The sequence below is a fragment of the Variovorax sp. AC103 genome (assembly GCF_979254005.1).
Window position 1 is genome coordinate 120,150 of the sequence record NZ_CEEDFC010000012.1, and the last position, 18,334, is coordinate 138,483.

The window sequence follows — 18,334 nt, forward strand, 5'->3', positions numbered from 1 at the left end:
CGCTCAGCTTCGGCAGCTCCGGCAAGGAGCGACAGCCTGTTAGCCTCCGCCGAGATGGCCAGGCCTTCGCCATCGTGCCGAACTGGACCGTCGAGCCGCAGCTGCAGCTGGTGCACCAGCGCGGGAGCCTGACGACACCGGCGTCGCTGGCCGTGGTGCAGCAGACCAGCCACGCGGGCTGGCTGCTGTGTGCGGGGGTGCGGGTCAAGGGCGAGATCGCGACGGGCGCCGGCCTGATGCAGCCCTGTGTGCGCTTCAACTTGTACCGCAGTGGCAGCGGCACGGACATCACCCGCGTCGTGGGCCCTATTGACGCGCGTAGGCACCCAGGACGCGCATCTCCTTGTGCGCTCCCAAGAAAGCGGCCACCCTGCCCTGCCTCGCGTGTCCGGCGACTTCGACCAGATAACGGTGCGTGTCCAGCGTCTTCCTGCTCGGGCGCTCGTAGATGGTGAGGATCTGCACGCCGGCCCGGCCGAATGCCGCGAGAATGCCCGACAGATCGGCATCCGATGTGTCAATCAACAGCGACGTCTTGTCGTCGCCGGTGGGCGCGGGCATTTCACGCCCGAGCACCCACCAGCGCGTGACGTTGTGAGGCCCTTCCTCGATGCCGTCGACCAAGGACACCAGCGGATAGACGCTGGCACCGACCTTCGGGCCGAAGGACGCCATGTCCAATGTCACACTGTCCGCGACGGATCGAGCGGCCGCACCGCCACTGGCCGCTTCCACGCGCCGCGCGTGGGGCATTTCGCGCTCAAGCCAAGGTCTGACCTCCTCGAAGGCCACGGGATGGGCATGGACTTCCACGATGTCCACTTGTTTCGTGCCCGGCTTGGCCAGCAGGCTGTATCCGAGCATCTTCGAATACTCGGCCACGATCATCACCCCGGGCAGGTCCAGCACGGCGTCCAAGTACGGCGTCACGCCGACCACCGAGGTCGTGACGGGTACGCAGGCACGCACCAGACGACCGTCGGCATAGCCCCTGAACAACTCATCGCGCGTCAGCGGCACGAGGTCGCTCGCGCCAAACAGGTCCAGGCAGGCCTGGTGCGTCCAACTGCCCGCGGGCCCCAGGTAGCCGATCGGTCCGGCCCATGCATGGGTCATGGCGTTTCCAAGAAAGAGAACACCGCAGACAGCGGCGTGGAGGATTTTGAGCTTGATCATGACAGCCTCGAGGAGGTGGGAGACGGGGAACACAAGAGCACGCCTGGCGGCGCCGACTTCATCCATGCCGGCCAACGGCCAGCGACGGGACGGCACTGACGGCGCGATACACCGACGAAAGCCGCGGGCTCGAGCTACTCTGTGTGCATTTCACGGATTGCATCGACTGAAAGCCGTTGCGAGTTTTTCGCGGATGCGGTGCCGCAGCAACACGTTCACGGGGCGCAACGTACGCCGTGCAGCCGCGATCCACCCGTTCCTCTGGAAGACATGCCGCGTGTTGCCTCTCGCGCAACGGCCTCGGTTCACATCAAAGGCCAGGACCCTCGGCGATCCGCACGGTTGCGGGAGCTGTGTGCTCTCACGACTGCCGCGGCACGCTCACTTGCCACGCGCAGCGTCAGGCGCGGCGGGCCTGAGCCCAGATGTGTCAAAGTCGCCGCTTGACATCCTCATTCCGAAATCGCGCCGCGTTTCGTCAACCGTCCATCACATTCCGGACCATGGTTTTCGTGGCCGTCGTGTGCTTCGGCCTGGTTGCAATCGATGGTTGGAACAGTTGGCAGTCTCGTGCGCTCCACCTTCGGCAAATGAGTGTGGCGACCGCCAATCTCGCGCGCGCCATGGCGCAGCAAGCAGACGATCAGATCAAGCTGGCCGACACCACGCTGGTCGACATCGTCGAACGGATCGAATCCGAGGGCGCAGGCCCCGCCGAGGTCGCTCGACTTCGTGAATTCCTCGCGATGCGCATCGCAGAGCTGCCGCAACTGGACGGACTGCACATCTACGACGAGGACGGGAACTGGGTTGCGAACTCGCGCCAGACCTGGCCCCAGAACCTGAGCAACGCAGACAGAGAGTACTTTCTCTTCCATCGCAACAATACAGACCGCCGCCCCCATGTCGGCGTCCCGGTGAAGAGTCGAACCAGTGGCAGATTGCTCTTTCCCATTTCGCGGCGCATCAATCATCCTGACGGCAGCTTTGCGGGCGTCGCGCTTACAACGATCAAGGTCGATTTCTTCGTCAGGTTCTACGACAGCCTCGACATCGGACAGGCCGGCGCCTTGGGGTTGATATTGGAAGACGGGACCATGATCACCCGCCGGCCTTACAGCCCAAGCGTGGTCGGACGGGATATGCGCGGCAGCGATCTCTTTCGCGCCTACCTTGCGCAAGGACCGGTCGGAACAGCCTATATCAGGTCTGCCCAGGACGGCGTCTTGCGGCTGAACAGCTTCCAACGCTTGCCGAACTACCCGCTGTTCGTTGCTGCGTCCTTGTCCAAGGAGGAAATCCTCGCCGATTGGTGGCGCGAGACGTTGTGGCACTCGGCGGGCGTCGTTTTCCTGGTGCTGATCGTCAGCGCCATCGGTTGGCGTCTGGTCAAGCAATTCAAGCTGCAGATTCAGACAGAGGCCGAGTTGCGGCGGACGCGAGATGCGCTGGAGACGTTGAACGAAACCCTCAGTACGCTTGCGATGGAGGACGGGCTGACCGGGCTCGCAAATCGCCGGAAGTTCGACGTGACGTTGGACACCGAATTCAGCCGCGCAATCCGGGAGGCGAGCACGCTGGCCCTCATCATGATCGACGTGGACTGCTTCAAGCAGTACAACGACATCTATGGTCATGCCGCCGGCGATGAGTGCCTGCAAGCCATTGGGCGAACGATTGCGGCCGTCGCTTCCAGGCGTCCAGGGGATCTTGCTGCTCGCTATGGAGGAGAGGAGTTGGCGGTGCTGCTGCCAAACACCGATGTGCAGGGAGCGGTCGCCCTGGCGGAACGAATCCGCAATGCGGTTCGCGATCTGAGGATCGCACATGCGGGGACTGCAGCCGGATTCGTGACCCTCAGCGCTGGCGTGGAGGCCCTGAGGCCATCGCCCATGAGCGGACAGCCGAAAGAGCTCATTGAAGCGGCCGACAAGGCTCTCTATCAAGCGAAGACGCAAGGCCGTGATCGCGTCTGCTCAGCAATGCACGGCTCCAATGGGTGAATGAGGCCGCCTCCTGCAGTGCGCGGTCGGCGTTGGGTGGGTGGAGCGGGCTGCGCAACTGGCCAACCTCGGCGCTGCGAGGTTGGCCGCGCGGTTCAATGCGCCGAGATCGCCTATGGCGACGGCACGAGCCGTACGTCTTGCGCCGGATGCTGGTGAAGAACCAGTGCCCAGGTCAGTTCAAAGCCTCTGAGTGCTTTCTCCGGAACCGGACTTGCTTCCAGGTGAGCCTGCGAAAACTGGCGCTGCTGCTCCAGTTCTTGCGCCAGCAGGTTCGGTTGGGGGTGCGTCTTGATCAGCGCTCTCAGAACTGCTGTCAGCGCCATCTCCGTGCCGAGAAAGTTTGCAGCCGAAGCCATTCCTGTTGCCTCTTGCGGTGTGGTCATGTTGTCCTTCCCTTGCGGGCTCCGTGTTGAGGAACTCGCACTCTACCCCACGGGTACTCGGGCTGTTGCTTCAGCCTCCACCCGGCTCGAGAGGCCGGTCCTTTTTTCTTGCGGCCCCGCGTTTTCAGCCGCCGATTTCGCCCTCTTGAAATCTGCCGCAGGAAGGTCTATCTTCCTTGCCGTCGAAATTTGGTCACCGACAAGGAGGTACTGAAATGACCATGAACTTGCTCAGGCAAATTGCGGGCTCTCGACTGCCCGTTTCGTTCTACCGCAACGAAGACATCGACAGCGTCAGGGTGCTTCGGGCCGCCGGCCTCGTCGTCGCACTGGTTCCTTCGTCTTCGGGTTCCCAGACCCTGTCGGGGTCGCCCCCTGCTGCCCAGGTGCTCGCGGTCACCGAGAAGGGGCGCGAAGAGCTCTCGAAGTTCGACTTTCCCGAGTCGCGCCCGCCGCGCTGGAGGTTCCAGATGACGAGGATCAAGACGGCAGCCTTCGGCCGCTCCGCGGCTGCGTCCTGCGCTTCGCGTGTGCCTGCAAGACCGCAGTAGGGAAGCAAATGCCAGGTGCGGCGACGGCCCTTGAAACCCGTTTTGCAGCACCCAGATCACTCCACGGAAGCGCCGGGAACGCTCCCGCGCTCCGTTCAACTTCACGGAGGTTTTCGCCATGTATCGATCCTTGGATCCTCGCGACCTGTTCGCCGAGATGGATCGCCTGCAGCGCGACGTGCAGCAGGCCTTTGATCTGTCCCCCACCATCCGCGGCTTTGCCCGCAACGGCTTTCCGGCACTGAATGTCGGCAGCACGCCCGAAGCGCTGGAGATCTATGCATTTGCGCCGGGTGTGGACGCGTCCACGCTCGAGGTCAACCTGGAGCGCGGGCTGCTGACGATTTCGGGCGAGAGAAAGGGCTCGTTGCCCCAGTCCGGCGACAAGGCGGCGGTCCACATCAACGAGCGCTTCGAGGGCACTTTTCGCCGGGTGATGACGTTGCCTGACGATGCGGACCCCGATGCCGTGGACGCCAAGCTGCGCGACGGCGTGCTGCACATCACCGTGCAGCGTCGCGCGTCCGCGCAGCCGCGCCGCATCGCCATCCAGTGATCTTCGAAGAAGGAGTCCATTGCCATGACCAACAACATCCAGAAATCGCAGCCGGCCGATGCCACCGAGCGCGCGCGTCAGGAGCGTTCGCGCTACAGCGAGGCGGCGCTGACACCCGCCGTGGACGTCGTCGAGGATGCCGGCGGCATCACGCTCTACGCCGACCTGCCCGGCGTCAGCCGCGACAAGCTGAACCTGCAGGTGGAGGCCGCGACGCTGACGATCGAGGCGGAATCTGATCTTCCAGTGCCCGAGGGCCTGAAATCCAGCCATACGGAGGTAGGCCTCGGCCGCTTCAGGCGCGTGTTCACCCTCAGCAAGGAACTGGACACGCAGAGCGTGTCGGCGGAGTTGACGCAGGGCGTGTTGAAGCTGCGGATTCCAAAAGCTGCACACGCCAAGCCGCGGCGGATCGACGTTCGGGTCGCGTAGAGGAATGGACAGCTTCGGCTGTCCGTTCTTCGGACTCGGACGATTTGACCGTCCTTAACCGGTCCACACGGCGGCAAATTCGTTTGCAGAAGTCAGTTTGGTTTTTCTCGTCGCGGTGACTCGACACGTTGCCTTGGGATTCAGCTGGCTTGGCCAAGCAACACCCGGAAAGATGGCAAGTCCGTCACCATCGCAGGTGCCTGCAGTGCGTCATCGAACGCTCTGGTCTGATTCACGGCCTCGAACAGGCCTTGCTTCGAGATACCTTTCCCATAGGAAGAGTCCCGGCAAGGTGACCAAATGGGCTGCCGCGGCGAGCAATCCGAAAGCGAACATCGCCACGGCGACGAACGGCACTGCCATGACCGCAAGAAAAGTCCGAACAAACTTCCACATATTGATACGGCGCGTGTAAGAACGGGAATGAGCTTTGTCTGAGGGCGAGTATTCGAGATTTCAACGGTCGCTGCTGCGACTTTTGCACGAGTGTCAGGTCGCATCCATCTCCATGTCAGAAAGAGCGCGCGTGAGCGGCATGTGGCTTGCAAAGCGCTACGACTCTGCGTAACGAAGACACTCGGCAAAAAACTCCTCCAGTTGGGTGGACTTGTCGTACACCCCGTCGGCACCCAGTGCGAGGCATCGGGCCCGAATCTCTGCGGTTGGATAGTTCGTCAGCACCAGTACGTGCTGACGCGGATTTCTGGCCTGGCAATGGCGCAGGACCGAAAGGCCCGAACCGTCCTTCAAGAAAAGGTCGACCACGGCTAACTCCCAGTCGTTGCGGTGATCATCGAGAGTTTTTTCTGCTTCCAGCGGAGACTCTGCCACTGCAACGACCTTCGCTCCAACAAGATCGACCAAGGCGGGTATCAGATTTTCCCGGATGGTTTTGCTGTCTTCGACAAGAATGGTGATAAGGGGCATCGGAGTACGCGACTGCGCCTGATCGAGATTTTTCGTAGGGGGGATTGAAACTGCCTGAAGCGCGCTAATTTACGGCCCGCCGGGTTCGGCGTTGTAGTCCCACGCCGCGTCTTCAATGAGATTGAGACTGAGTAGCAACCGCCACGCACGAAGGAATCGATATGCCAGCTCGACGCACCAAGGTCTCCCCGCACGAAGACTTGCCAACGGCGGATGCCGTTCAGACAACCAAGCAGGTGGCCCAGGAGGTGAAGGCGGCTGCCGATGACCTGGTCGTTGTGCACGCCGTACTGGACAAGGAGCTGGCGGAAGAGGCGCGCTCTGGTGATGTAGATCAAGCAGTCGCCCAGACGGCAAAGATCGAGAAAAGGCTCAGCAAATCAGCCAAGGCCCTGGACAAGGCCCATCGAAAATTGGAGGAAAAGGTCTCAGCACGCCAAGCCAAACCCAAGGCTGGAAAGAGGTAGTTCAACCGCCGTACTGCCGCAGAAGCCCTCGGAGAACTTCACAACCACAAGACCGTGGCCCCACAGCGCAACAGCCGCCAGGACGGGGCCTGTCGTGGCGAGGGTGCGGCCGGCATCCCCGTTACAACGGCTGAATGTTCGCGCTCTTCATCATGCGTCCGGTCAAGTCGATCTCGTGCCTGATCACTTGGAGGTAGCCGTCAGGCGTCGAAGGGCTCACCTGGCTGCCAAGTTCGGTCATCGATGCGACCACCCGCGGGTCTTTCAGCGCGCGGCTGAAGACTTCGTAGATGCGCGAGGCGATCGGATCGGGCGTGCCCGCGGGCAGCGAGAGTCCGCCCCACGAGGTGAGCTCCACGCCCTGCAGTCCCTGCTCGGCCAGCGTGCGCACCTCCGGGAGGATCGCGTTGCGCGTTGCGCTGGCAACACCCAGGGCTTTGAGCTTGCCCGCCTTCACGTGGGGATAGGCCACCGCGAAGATCGGCATGCCGAAGCTCACCTGGCCGCCCAGCACCGCGTTCACGAGTTCCGATGCACCCTTGTACGGCACATGCGTGGCGCTGATGCCGGCAGCATGGAGGAACAGCTCGACGCCGAGGTGCGAAGGCGTGCCCACGCCGCCCGAGGCGTAGTCGAGTTTCCCGGGGTGGGCGCGTGCCCTGGCGACGAGGTCCTGCAGCGTCTCGATGCCCGACGCGGGGTTGACGACCAGCAGCACATCCGACGTCGTGAGCCGCATGACGTGGCGGAAGTCCTTCATCACATCGAAGCCGGGGGAGCGATACATCAGCACGTTCGCGGCCATGGGCGCGGCTGAGTAGAGCCAGGTGTAGCCGTCGGGCGCGGCATGCGCCACCTGGCGCGCGCCGATGTTGCCCGCCGCACCGCCCTTGTTCTCGATGATGATCGGCTGACCGAGCAGCCGGCCCACCGCTTCGGCGAGGATGCGCGCACCGGTGTCGGGGCCGGTGCCTGCCAGGTAGGGCACCACCCACTTGATCGGACGACCGGGCCATTGGTCGGCGGCTCGCACGGCGTCCGCGAGCGACAGCAGGGGTGATGCCGCGAACGCGCGGCACAGCGCACGGCGTGAAAGGTCGATGTTCAAAGCGCTTGTCTCCGGTTCGTTGTTTTGTGATTCAAGCCGGGAATGCCGACGGCGCCTCGCCGAGCAACTCGCGCGCGATGATGTTCTTCTGGATCTCGCTGGTGCCGGTCAGCACGCGGTACATGCGCAGCATGCGGAACAGGAACTCCACGCGCCTGCCCTGCACGATGCCTTCGCCGCCATGGATCTGCACCGCCGCGTCGGCGATGCGGAACGCCGACTCCGAGCAGAACAACTTGGCCATCGACGCGTCGGCGCGTGCATCGCCGCCCGCGTCGAGCTGGCGCGCGGTGGAAATCATCAGCGCGCGCGCCGCGGCCAGTTGCGTGGCCATGTCGGCCAGCGAATGCTGGATTGCCTGGAACTCGGCAATCGGGCGGCCGAACTGTCGGCGCGTGCGCGCATAGTCGCGCGCGTCCTTCAGCGCCACGGTGGCCAGCCCGACCATGCCGGGGCAATGCAGCAGCCGGTTGACTGTGATGCGTCCCAGCGCCAGTGCCAGGCCGCGGCCGGGCGCGCCGATGAGGTGCGTGGCCGGCACGCGGCAGTCGCTCAGCACGATGTCGCCGGTGGTCGACTGGCCCGCCATCGTCTTGTAGCCCGATACCACCTCCACGCCAGCCTGGTGCAGGTCGACGAAGAAGGCCGAGATCTCGCGCCGCTCGGGGCTGTCGGAGGTGGAGGCCATCAGTACCGCGTAGTCCGCGAAGGGTGAGCCCGAGATGAAGCGCTTGCGCCCGTTGAGCACATAGCTGTCGCCTTCGAGGCGGGCCTGCGTCTGCAGCGCGCCGGGGTCCGAGCCGGCTTCGGCCTCGGTGAGCGCGAAGCAGATGGCCTTCTCGGCCTGCGCCACCGGCACGATGAAGTTCGCGAGCTGCATCGGCGTGGCGTGGCGCGCGAGCGCGCCCACGCGCGGCGGGCCACTGAGTTCGCCGAACACATGGGGCGCGAGCGGCGAGCCGCTCGCGTAGATCGACTCCTTGATCAGCACATGGTCGAGCAGCGAAAGTCCGAGGCCGCCCATGGCGGTGGGCAAGGTCATGCCGTAGAAGCCCAGTTCGTGCGAGCGGCGCCACACGCGCTGCAGCACCGGCTTGCCCGGGCTGTGCTCGTGGTCGATGCCCTCTTCGAGCACCAGGGCAGCGAGCTCGCCCTGCAGGAAGTCGCCGATGCGCGCGATCAGGTCGGCCGCGCGTTCGGAGCCTTCGAACGGGCCGTCGAACAAAGGCGAGCGCACGCTGGAGCCGGCGGTGGGCTCGTCTGTGGTGGTTGGCGTGGTCATGGCGGTGAGGGTCCTCAGTTCACATGGCGGTCATGGCCCGCCCAGTACGGCGCCTGGATGGCCTTGCGCGCGATCTTTCCGTTGGCGTTCTTCTGCAGCGCCTCGACGAACTCGATGCGGCGCGGCCGCTTGAAGCCGGCGAGCCGCGCGGCGCAGAAGGCATCGAGCGCCGCGGCGTCGAGCACGGCGCCGGGTCTGCGCACGATATGCGCGGCCACGGCCTCGCCCCACTTGTCGTCCGGCACGCTGAACACGCAGGCCTCGTCGATCGCCGCATGCTGGTAGAGCACCGCCTCGACCTCCGAGGGATACACGTTGAAGCCGCCGCTGATGACCATGTCCTTCTTGCGGTCGACGATGTAGATGTAGCCCTCGTCGTCCGCGCGTGCCAAGTCGCCGGTGTGGTATCGACCGTTCTTCAGCACTTCGGCCGTGAGTTCGGGCGCGCGCCAGTAGCCTGCGAAGATGTCGGCCCCGCCCACCACGATCTCTCCGATCTCGCCCGTGGCTACAGGCACGCCCTCGTCGTCGACGATGTCCACCACCGACTCGAGGAAGGGCCGCCCGCACGACGCCAGCCGGTCGGGCATCGCGGCGCGTGCGAACAAATGGTCTTCCACGCTCAGGCCGCACACGCCCGAGGTCGTCTCGCCGGCGCCGTAGCCCTGCGAGAGCACCGGGCCGAACACGTCCATGGCCTGCATGATGCGCGCGGGCGCCATCGGCGCCGCGCCGTAGCCCAGGCGTTGCAGGTCGGGCAGCGGCCGATAGCGGCCCTGCAGCTCGGCCAGCAGCATATTGATCATGGTGGGCACCATGAAGGTGTGGGTCACACGCTCGCGCTTCATCTCGGCGATGAAGCGCGCGGGCTCGAAGCCGCCGAACAGGCGGATGGTGGCACCGCTGCACAGCGCCGGCACCAGCTGCATGCCCGAGGCATGGGTGATGGGCCCGACCAGGCCCAGCAGATCACCGGGGCGCGGGTTGTCCGCGCGCATGAGGAACTTGCGCAACTGCGCGAGCCGATTGCCGAAAGTCTGCATCGCGGCCTTGAGCACGCCGCTGGAGCCCGAGGTGTAGTGCAGCACCGCGAGCTCGTCGGCGTGCACGCGCACGGGCGTGAAGCGGTCGCTGGCGCGCGCGAGAACGCTTTCGTAGGACGCAGGGGTGTCTTCGGCGGCGTCCAGCAGCAGCAGGCGCGGCGCTGCGCCATTCAGGTGTGCGAGAAAGCCTTCGGCGCGCTCGGTGGTGGTGACGACCAGCGTCGCCTCGCTGTTGGCGATGACCTCGGCCACCTCGAGCGGCGCCAGCCTTGCGTTGATGGGCGCCTTCACCAGCGCGGCCTTGTAGCACGCCAGTTCGAGCTCGACGATCTCGATGCAGTTGGGCAGGTACACGCCTACGCGGTCGCCGCGCTGCAGGCCGAGGCCGTACAGCGCATTGGCCAAGCGGTTGGAGCGCTGTTCGAGTTCTTCATAGGTGACCGAGCGCTGTGCGCTGGTAACGGCAAGACGCTTCGCGTGGAGGCGGGCGGCGCGGGATGCGAGCTCGCCGACGTTGGCGATCTCCGGGGTTGTGGTTTGCAAGTTGTCTCCTGGATTTCCGTGCCACGGCACGGAATGAAGACGACTTTGGCGCCGAAAGGCGCACAACAACAAATACGGATTGTTGATGCACGGCGATCAGAAAAGTTGATGCCCCTCGGTTCAATGCGACCGACGCAATGGCTCAGCTGGCCCTGCCGCCGTGGCCGGCGCGCCGCTTGCCGAACAGGAACTCCGCCTCCCAGCGGCCCGAGGCAATCATGTGGCGCGCCTCGTCGACCAGCACGTCCAGCACCGCCTGGATCGCGGCGTCAGGCTCGCGCCCCGCCGGGGTCGCAAGGGAATAGGTGCGCGCCAGATCGGGCTCGACGACGCGCGCGACCAGCCACTGCCTGCCGCTCGGCGGCGCATCGCCCATGGCGCAGGCCGGCGAGAAGGTGAAGCCGGCACCAGCCAGGTACAGAGAGCGGATCACGCGCGCCGAGTCGTGTTCGTGCGCGATGTTGAGTTCCAGCCCCAGATCCGCCGCAGTCCTCTCGACCTGTGCCCGGATGCTGAAGCGGCGCGACTGCAGCACCAGGGGCAAGTTGGCCGCGCGGGCGAACGGCAGTTCAAGACGCTGCAATGCGGCCGTCTTGCCCTCGCCTGCTTTCTTGGCCGGGGGCGGCATGGTCATGGACGCCACCTTGCCGTTGGCGTCGTAGCCGCAGACGAACATCGCCTCGCGCGCGAAGGGCTTCACGTCGAGGCCGTTGACGGATTCGGCGTCGACCAGCACGCCGATGTCCGCGCGCCGCTCGACCATGGCCTTGCGCACCATCAGGCTCAGGTCGTCGAGAACGAACACGCGGATGCGCGGGTGGCTGCGCTTCAACCGCGCCAGCACCGGCCCGAGCAGCAACGAGGCCAGCAGGAAAGGCACCGCCACCGTGACCGAGCCTTCGGGCCCGTCGGGCGCACGCTGCAGGCGCTCACGCATGGCGCTGGCGTCGGACAGCAGCTTGCGCGCGTCCTGGTACAACTGCAGGCCGGCGGCCGTGGGCGTGACCCCGACGTGCGAGCGCTCGAAGAGCTGGGTGCCGAGTTCGACCTCCAGCTTCTTGATCTGCGCCGTGAGCGCGGGTTGAGCTACATACAGCGAACCTGCCGCCCGCGACAGGCTACCCGCCTCGAGCACGGCGATGAAATAGCGGAGAGATCTGAGTTCCATGGCCCGACGATTCTGTACCGCGCCAGCCGCTCCCCCCTGACTGCGGATTGCGCGACCAGCATGGTTGCAAGCGACGCCGTTGAACGCAGATCTGCGTCGGAGCTGCCGCCGCTGTGGGCGTCGGCGCCGACAGCCGGGTGCATTGGGTGCTCCGAGAGCACGGTCTCACGCGCAGGTCGGACACCGGCTCGCCTTCACCGAGCCGACCAACTTCCTCAAGTTCTCCAAGCGGATGGCGGGCCGCACGCCGTTCGAGTTCCGCGAGTCGCATGCGGCGTCCGAACACCAAGCCCCGCAGGCTCAGGCGACGGAGGCCGGCAAACCGAGCGCCGCAGCGGCCTCCTCGCACAAGGAGAGCGCCTCGGCGGCGCTGCGAGCCGTGCCATAGACGTAGTTGTCGGGCCGCACGAGCGCGGCGACACATGCATGCTGACGGAACCAGCCCGTCGCGACGCCTTCCACGTCGTCATCCCCGCCGAGCGCCAGCGTGACGAAGCCCGGCATCGGATCGGCCTTTGCCAGCGCCAGGCCCGGCGCAAGCACCAGCCGCCAGCCATGGCCTGCCACTTCGTCCATGCGCCGGCCCTCCCCCGCCGCGCCCCCGAGCCACGGCTGGGGAAACAGGCTGCCGCGTGCCGCACCGGGCGCTGCCGAGAGAAGACCGCACGCCAGGCGCGGCAGGATGTCCTGTCGCGGCGTGTCCTGCACCGTGCCGCCGCATTCCTCCAGCAGGCGTGCATCGCGTGCCCTCGCCTTGGCCGGGTCGCGCTCGCAAATGACCGCCCCCACCCCCTTGATGCGGCTGGTGAGCTCGCGCACATGGGCCTGGCGCTCGGCACCATAGCTGTCGAGCAGCGCCTCGCCCGCCACGCCCCGCACCTCGCGCTGGAGCACCGCCGCGAGTTTCCAGCTCAGGTTGGCCACGTCGCGCACGGCCTGGCACATGCCCTGCCCGAGAAAGGGCGGTTGCATGTGCGCCGCGTCGCCGGCCAGAAAGACGCGGCCGCGGCGCCATTCCTTGGCCACCAGCGCATGGAAGCGGTAGCTCGCCTGCCGCCACAACGCGCCATCCTCCGGCGCGAGCCAGCGCGAGAGCAGCTTCCAGGTGTGCTCCGGCGTGGCAACCTCCTTGGGGTCTTCGCCGGGCAGGATCGAAATTTCCCAGCGGCGATGGTTCTTCGGGCCGACCACCAAGGTGCAGGGGCGCTGCGGCTCGCAGTACTGCACGCTCACCTTCGGCAGCTTGGCCAGGCCTTGTTCGTTGACGAGGACGTCGACCACCAGCCAGGGCTCGTCGAAGTCCAGGTCCTGCATCTCGATGTCCAGCTGCGTGCGCACGCCGCTGCTGCCGCCGTCGCAGGCAATGGCATAGCGGGCACGCACCGTGCGCCGTCGGCCTTCGGCGTCGATCTGCAGCGTGACGCCCTGGTCGTCCTGCGCAAGCGCGCTCATGCCGACGCCCAGCTCCACCTTCACGTTCAGCAGTTGCGCCACCCGCGCACGCAGCGCACGCTCCACGGGCGGCTGAGTGAACACGATCGAAGGCGTGTACCCCTGCGGATAGGGCGGCGCGACCATCGTCATGCGACGGATCAATTGGCCGTCGACACCGAAATACTCGGAGTTGGTGAACGGCTCGGTGTAGGGCTCGACGGCCTCCACCACGCCCAGCTGCTGGAACACACGCATGATTTCGTGGTCCAGCGAGATGGCGCGCGGAATCTCGTAGACGTCGGGCAGGCGCTCGCACACATACACCTTGAGTCCGCGCTGTCCCAGCAGTCCGGCCGCCACCTGCCCCGCCGGCCCGTAGCCGACGATGGCGACGTCGTAGATGTCGCCTGTGCTCACGACGCCTCGTACGCGATGGGGTTGGACAGAAGACCGACGCGGTCGATCTCGATCTCGATGGTGTCCCCGGCCTTCATCCACACCGGCGGGGTGCGTGCCTGGCCCACGCCCGCGGGCGTGCCCATCACGATCACGTCGCCCGGCTCCAGGGTCAGCACCTCCGCCAGCAGCGCGATCGTCTCGGCAACGCTGAAGATCATGTCGTCGGTGTTGGCGTCCTGCATCACCTGGCCATTGAGGCGGCTCTGGATGCGCAGGCCCGCGGCCCCCGGCGCCAGTTCGTCTGCAGTGACCAGCACCGGCCCGAAGCCGCCGGTGCGGTCGAAGTTCTTGCCGATGGTCCACTGGGGCGTGCGCTTCTGGTAGTCGCGCACGCTCATGTCGTTGAAGCAGCTGTAGCCGAAGACGTACTGCAGCGCGTCGGCCTCTTTGGTGTGCCGGGGCACCGTGCGGCCGACTACCACCGCCAGCTCGGCCTCGTAGTCGAAGCGTGTCGAGACCTTGGGCAGCCAGCCCGCCTCGCCATGGGCCACCAGCGATGACGGCGCGCGGAAGAAGAACCAGGGGTAGTCCGGCTTCTCGCGTCCGCCTTCCTTGGCATGGTCGTAGTAGTTCAAGCCCAGGCAGATGATCTTGCCGGGCTCGGGCACCAGCGGCGCCAGCTTCGCGGCGTCCAAGGGCTGCCGCTTGCCGGACGCGAGCGCCTGGCGTGCCGCGGCCTGCAGGTCGACGCCGGTCCGCAGCGCGGCGCGCAGGTCGGTGGGCAGCTGCGAGTCGGCATCGTTCAGGTCGATCAGGTCCTGGCCTTCGACCAGGGCCAGGCGGGGTGCGCCTTGGCGCAGGTAGGTGGTGAATTTCATCAGGATGTCGCTCGGTTGGGAATCAGGGATTCGGGGCAAAGAAGATGCGCCTTTGCGCTTCTTTCAGCGCGGCGCCGGGCGCGGGCGAGATGCCCCACTGGTCCACGCGGCCGGGCGGCCACTTCCAGTGCTCGGGGCCGTGCGCCTCGTAGCTGTCGTCGATCTGCTCCACGTCGGCCGTGTACTCGATGACGACGCCGAAGGGATCGAGGAAGTAGTTGAAAAGGTTGTTGCCCGGGCCATGCCGGCCGGGGCCCCACTGGATGGGAAAGCCCGCATCTTTCATGCGGCCGCCCCCACGCATCACGGATTCGAAGTCCGGCATCAGGAACGCGATGTGGTTGAGCGCATCGTTGTCCGAGATGCCGATGGCGATGGCGTGGTGGTCGCGATCGCAATTCATGAAGGCCATGATCCCGGTGCGGTCGGCCAGGCGAAACCCCAGCGCCTGCTGCAGGAAGGCTTGCGTCTCGTCCACCGCGTGGCTGTTCATCACCACGTGGGTCAGGCGGATGGGCCGGTCCTTCACCGCGGCGCCCTCGGGCCGCTGCGTGTCGCCGTGCACCACCTGGAAGATGCGGCCATGCGGGTCCTTGAACTCCAGACCCACGCCGCCGGCCGGGTCGCGGCTGAGTTCGTGCACCTGCGCCAGCAGGGTGCCGCCGGCGGCCACCACCTGGGCCGCAATGGCATCGAGCGCCTCGCGGCTGCGCGCACGCAGGGTCACCTGGCGGATCTGCGGCAGCTCCCCGCCCTGGTGCAGCGCCAGCAGGTAGGCATCGTTGCCCGTGCCGCGCAGGTAGAGCACGCCTTGCGCGCGGTGCGCCACTTCGAGCTGCCAGGTGCGGGTATAGAAGTCTTCGGCCTGCGCGAGGTCGGGCACGAACAGCGCCACGCTGCGCAGGCCCTGGATCCAGGGAGAACTCATGGGGTCGTCTCTTTCATGTGGAGACCGAGGAATCGCTCGGCGTTGCGGTGCACCAGCGCCGCCGCCGTGTCCTCATCGAAGCCTGCGGCCTCGACGCGCTGCACCGGCGTGCGGTCGTGGAAGTTGAAGGGGTAGTCGGTGCCCAGCAGCAGCTGGGTGGCCCCGAACCGCTCCACCAGGTGGCGCAGCAAGGGCGTGTCGAACACCAGGGTGTCGTAGAACAGCCGTCGTGCCTGCTCGGCAGGAGACGTGGCGATGCTTTCCTTGAGCGCCGGGAACACGTCCCAGCCCTGCTGCAGGCGCGGCAGCAACGCGGCCAGTGTGCCGCCGCCATGGCTGAAAGCGATGCGCAGGCGCGGCCGCCGCACCAGCAGGTTGGTCGTGATGACCGAGGCCGCCGCCAGGCCCACGTCGCCCGGATAGGCCAGCACCTGCTGCAACGGCGCCGGGCCCACCAGCCGGTCCATGCCCGCCGGGCGCAGGGCATGCACGAACACCGCCGCGCCCAGGGCCTCGCAAGCCTCGAAGAAGGGATCGAACTGCGGGGCGCCCACCGGCACCCCGTTGATGTTGCTGCCGATCTCCACCCCGGCAAAGCCCAGGGTCTTCATCACGTATTCGAGTTCGGAAATCGCCTGGTCGATGTCTTGCAGCGGCACCGCGCCCAGCGCCGCGATGCGGCCGTCGCCCTGCGCCACCATCTGCGCCATGCAGTCGTTGGTGTAGCGCAGCAGCTGACGGGCATCGTCGGCCGCCATCCAGTACGACAGGAGCTCCGGCATCGGGGAGACCACCTGCAGTGCGAGACCCATGCCCGGCAGGTCCTCGAGCCGGCGCGCGGTGTCCCAGCATTTGTCGGACACCGTGCGGTACACCTTGCCCGAGATCATCACGTGGCGGTGGCAGGCATGGGCCGGCGCCATCGAGGGCCATTCGGCAGGCAGCCTGGCGCCGATGTAGTTCGGAAAGTGTTCGGGCACCACGTGCGCATGCACGTCGATGCCGCAGCTGCAGTCGAGCTTGTGCACGCCTCGAACTCCGGCTCATTCAGGCTGGATGCCGAGCTGCTTGACCAGCTTGACCCAGCGCTCGCGCTCGCTGCGCATGAAGGACTCGAACTCCGCCACCGACATGTGCAGCTCCGGTTCCGAGCCCAGGGTCCGCAGGCGCTCCACCACCTCGGGTTGCTGCAGGATGGCCTCCAGGTCGCGGTTGACGCGCGCAATCACGTCCGGCGGCGTACCGGCCGGCGCAAAGAGGCCGTTCCAGCCCGCGTAGTCGAAGCCGGCAAAGGTCTCCGAGAGCGATGGCACGTCCGGCATGCCCGGCTGCCTCTGGGCGGTGCTCACGGCCAGTGCACGCACCTGCCCGGCCTTCAGGTAGGCCGTGAGGGCCGCATCGGGCAGGCAGACGAGTTGCACGCGTCCGCCGATCACGTCCTGCAGTGCATCGGTGGCCTTGGTGTACGGGACATGGTTGAAGCGCACGCCGGCCATGCCGGCCACGCTGTCGGCCAGCATGCCGGAGAAGGTCTTCGGGCCTTCCGTTGCAATGGTGATGTCGCCGGGCTTCGCCTTGGCCAACGCCAGCGCATCCTTCAGGTTCCGGGCCGGAAAGTTCGCCGCGCAGGCGATCACGAAGGGACTGCGGCCCACCAGCCGGACCGGCGCGAAGTCCTTCGCGGGGTCGTAAGGCAAGGCCTTGAAGGTGAAGGCATTGGTCACCATCGCCGCGGTGGTGGCGTAGTAGAGGGTGTAGCCGTCGGCCGGCGAACGCGCTGCCGACAGTGCGCCGATCACGTTCTGTCCGCCGGGCTTGTTCTCGACCACGACGGGCTGGCCCCAGCTTAGGCTCAACCGGTCGGCAACAACGCGCGCCAGCACGTCGGGGCCCGAGCCCGCCGGCTGCGAAAGAATGAACCTGACGGGGCGCTGCGGCCAGTCGGGCTGGGCGCGAAGCAGGCCGCTGCCGGCCAATGGAAACAGCATCGCCGCCCGGGCGAAATCTCTGCGTTGCATGAAGTCTCCTTTTTTATTTGAGCCTGCATGCTAGGAAGCCTTCGATCATCTGAACAGTCGATGACATGGATACATAAAATCCATTTCATGGATATTCGTTCGATCGATCTCAATCTGCTGGTGCTGTTCGATGCCATGACCAGGCTGCGCAGCGTCAGCCGCGCGGCCGAAGCCGTCGGACTCAGCCAGCCGGCCACCAGCGCGGCCCTGGCGCGGCTGCGCGCGACCTTCGACGACGACCTGTTCGTGCGCGCCGGTGCGCAGATGGAGCCCACGCCGCGCGCGCAGGCGCTGGGCCCCACGGTGCAGCGCGTGGTGCAGGCGATCCAGTCGGAGATCCTCCAGCCCGCGGGCTTCGATCCGGCGAACGCGGAGCGCAGCTTCACGCTGCTCACGCCCGACATCGGCGAGGTCGCCTTTCTTCCCGGCGTGCTGCGCCGCTTGCGGCAGGAGGCGCCGCTGGTGCGGCTGCATGCGCTCTCGATGCCGCGCACGGCCGCCGCCCAGGCGCTGGAGGCCGGCCAGGCCGACCTGGCCGTGGGCTTCTTTCCCGATCTGCAGAAGGCAGGCTACTACCGCCAGGCCCTGTTCAGGACGTCCTACACCTGCATCGCCTGCGCGCACAACCCGGCAGCGCCCGCGCGCATGACGGCACGGCAGTACCTGGCGGCGCGGCACATCGTGGTGCGGCCGGACGGGCGCGAGCACATGCTGGACCGCTTTCTGGAAGACAAGGGCTGGCACCGGCACGTGACGCTGGAGCTGTCGCATTTCATGAGCCTGCTGTCGCTGCTGCCCGGCAGCGACCTGGTGGCGACCGTGCCCGACGACATCGCCACCGTGGTGCAGCGGCACATTGCGGTGAAGACCATCGAGCTGCCCTTCAAGCCGCCGCAGCTCCAAGTGCAGCAGTACTGGCACCGTCGCATGCAGAACGATGCGTCCAACCGCTGGCTGCGCGGCCTGTTCTACGAAGTGAACCGGCGCGACGCCAATGCCGGCCTGCCCGATTGGCAGGCCGCCGGCTGAGGGCGT

18 protein-coding genes are annotated in these 18,334 nt (G+C 66.3%); 6 read left to right on the forward strand and 12 right to left on the reverse strand.

What is annotated here, in order from left to right; all coding sequences use genetic code 11:
* Nucleotides 1–306: 306 nt before the first annotated feature.
* Complete coding sequence (locus tag AC0IYU_RS18725) at nt 307–1,116, reverse strand: prephenate dehydratase (RefSeq protein ID WP_472120131.1); 810 nt, start codon at nt 1,114–1,116, stop codon at nt 307–309.
* A gap of 563 nt (nt 1,117–1,679) precedes the next feature.
* Here AC0IYU_RS18725 and AC0IYU_RS18730 point away from each other — a divergent pair.
* The gene (locus AC0IYU_RS18730) at nt 1,680–3,179 is read left to right on the forward strand and encodes a sensor domain-containing diguanylate cyclase (RefSeq protein WP_472119960.1); all 1,500 of its coding nucleotides are present in this window, start codon (nt 1,680–1,682) and stop codon (nt 3,177–3,179) included.
* 113 nt (nt 3,180–3,292) lie between these two features.
* Here the strand turns inward: AC0IYU_RS18730 and AC0IYU_RS18735 are convergent, their stop codons facing one another.
* Complete coding sequence (locus AC0IYU_RS18735; RefSeq protein WP_435441525.1) at nt 3,293–3,565, reverse strand: hypothetical protein; 273 nt, start codon at nt 3,563–3,565, stop codon at nt 3,293–3,295.
* Nucleotides 3,566–3,780: 215 nt separating this feature from the next.
* On the opposite strand from AC0IYU_RS18735, the gene AC0IYU_RS18740 reads away from it, so the two are divergent.
* The 3 genes from AC0IYU_RS18740 to AC0IYU_RS18750 all read left to right on the forward strand — a co-directional run bounded on the left by AC0IYU_RS18740 (nt 3,781) and on the right by AC0IYU_RS18750 (nt 5,104).
* Nucleotides 3,781–4,116: a hypothetical protein gene (locus tag AC0IYU_RS18740; RefSeq protein ID WP_472119963.1), complete on the forward strand. Its 336-nt coding sequence runs from the start codon at nt 3,781–3,783 to the stop codon at nt 4,114–4,116.
* Between the two features lie 118 nt (nt 4,117–4,234).
* Nucleotides 4,235–4,672: an Hsp20/alpha crystallin family protein gene (locus AC0IYU_RS18745; RefSeq protein ID WP_435440857.1), complete on the forward strand. Its 438-nt coding sequence runs from the start codon at nt 4,235–4,237 to the stop codon at nt 4,670–4,672.
* Nucleotides 4,673–4,696: 24 nt separating this feature from the next.
* A complete protein-coding gene (locus tag AC0IYU_RS18750; RefSeq protein ID WP_472119966.1) occupies nt 4,697–5,104 on the forward strand; it encodes an Hsp20/alpha crystallin family protein in 408 nt (135 codons plus the stop codon).
* A 552-nt stretch (nt 5,105–5,656) separates the two neighbouring features.
* Here the strand turns inward: AC0IYU_RS18750 and AC0IYU_RS18755 are convergent.
* On the reverse strand, nt 5,657–6,031 hold the full coding sequence (locus AC0IYU_RS18755; RefSeq protein ID WP_472119969.1) for a response regulator: 375 nt from the start codon (nt 6,029–6,031) through the stop codon (nt 5,657–5,659).
* 161 nt (nt 6,032–6,192) lie between these two features.
* On the opposite strand from AC0IYU_RS18755, the gene AC0IYU_RS18760 reads away from it, so the two are divergent.
* Complete coding sequence (locus AC0IYU_RS18760; protein WP_472119972.1) at nt 6,193–6,498, forward strand: hypothetical protein; 306 nt, start codon at nt 6,193–6,195, stop codon at nt 6,496–6,498.
* Nucleotides 6,499–6,619: 121 nt separating this feature from the next.
* On the opposite strand, the gene AC0IYU_RS18765 is transcribed toward AC0IYU_RS18760, so the two are convergent.
* The 9 genes from AC0IYU_RS18765 to AC0IYU_RS18805 all read right to left on the reverse strand — a co-directional run bounded on the left by AC0IYU_RS18765 (nt 6,620) and on the right by AC0IYU_RS18805 (nt 17,299).
* Entirely contained in the window at nt 6,620–7,606 is a 987-nt protein-coding gene (locus tag AC0IYU_RS18765; RefSeq protein WP_472119975.1) for a Bug family tripartite tricarboxylate transporter substrate binding protein, read from the reverse strand.
* A 31-nt stretch (nt 7,607–7,637) separates the two neighbouring features.
* Complete coding sequence (locus AC0IYU_RS18770; protein ID WP_472119978.1) at nt 7,638–8,888, reverse strand: acyl-CoA dehydrogenase family protein; 1,251 nt, start codon at nt 8,886–8,888, stop codon at nt 7,638–7,640.
* Nucleotides 8,889–8,902: 14 nt separating this feature from the next.
* Nucleotides 8,903–10,474, reverse strand: coding sequence for an AMP-binding protein (locus AC0IYU_RS18775; RefSeq protein ID WP_472119980.1), 1,572 nt, complete (start codon nt 10,472–10,474; stop codon nt 8,903–8,905).
* Nucleotides 10,475–10,616: 142 nt separating this feature from the next.
* Complete coding sequence (locus AC0IYU_RS18780; protein ID WP_472119982.1) at nt 10,617–11,642, reverse strand: LysR family transcriptional regulator; 1,026 nt, start codon at nt 11,640–11,642, stop codon at nt 10,617–10,619.
* A 300-nt stretch (nt 11,643–11,942) separates the two neighbouring features.
* Nucleotides 11,943–13,493 (reverse strand): bifunctional 3-(3-hydroxy-phenyl)propionate/3-hydroxycinnamic acid hydroxylase, encoded by a 1,551-nt coding sequence (locus AC0IYU_RS18785; protein WP_472119984.1) that lies wholly within the window; start codon nt 13,491–13,493, stop codon nt 11,943–11,945.
* Nucleotides 13,490–14,353, reverse strand: a complete 864-nt coding sequence (locus AC0IYU_RS18790; protein WP_472119986.1) for a fumarylacetoacetate hydrolase family protein — start codon at nt 14,351–14,353, stop codon at nt 13,490–13,492. The genes AC0IYU_RS18785 and AC0IYU_RS18790 overlap by 4 nt, the downstream gene beginning before the upstream one ends.
* A 22-nt stretch (nt 14,354–14,375) precedes the next feature.
* Nucleotides 14,376–15,281, reverse strand: coding sequence for a VOC family protein (locus AC0IYU_RS18795; protein ID WP_472119988.1), 906 nt, complete (start codon nt 15,279–15,281; stop codon nt 14,376–14,378).
* Nucleotides 15,278–16,309: an amidohydrolase family protein gene (locus AC0IYU_RS18800; protein WP_472119990.1), complete on the reverse strand. Its 1,032-nt coding sequence runs from the start codon at nt 16,307–16,309 to the stop codon at nt 15,278–15,280. Before AC0IYU_RS18800 ends, AC0IYU_RS18795 begins: the two co-directional genes overlap by 4 nt.
* Nucleotides 16,310–16,324: 15 nt before the next feature.
* Complete coding sequence (locus AC0IYU_RS18805; protein WP_472119992.1) at nt 16,325–17,299, reverse strand: Bug family tripartite tricarboxylate transporter substrate binding protein; 975 nt, start codon at nt 17,297–17,299, stop codon at nt 16,325–16,327.
* An 87-nt stretch (nt 17,300–17,386) separates the two neighbouring features.
* Here AC0IYU_RS18805 and AC0IYU_RS18810 point away from each other — a divergent pair, with 87 nt between their 5' ends.
* A complete protein-coding gene (locus AC0IYU_RS18810) occupies nt 17,387–18,328 on the forward strand; it encodes a LysR family transcriptional regulator (protein WP_472119994.1) in 942 nt (313 codons plus the stop codon).
* The last annotated feature ends 6 nt before the right edge of the window (nt 18,329–18,334 follow it).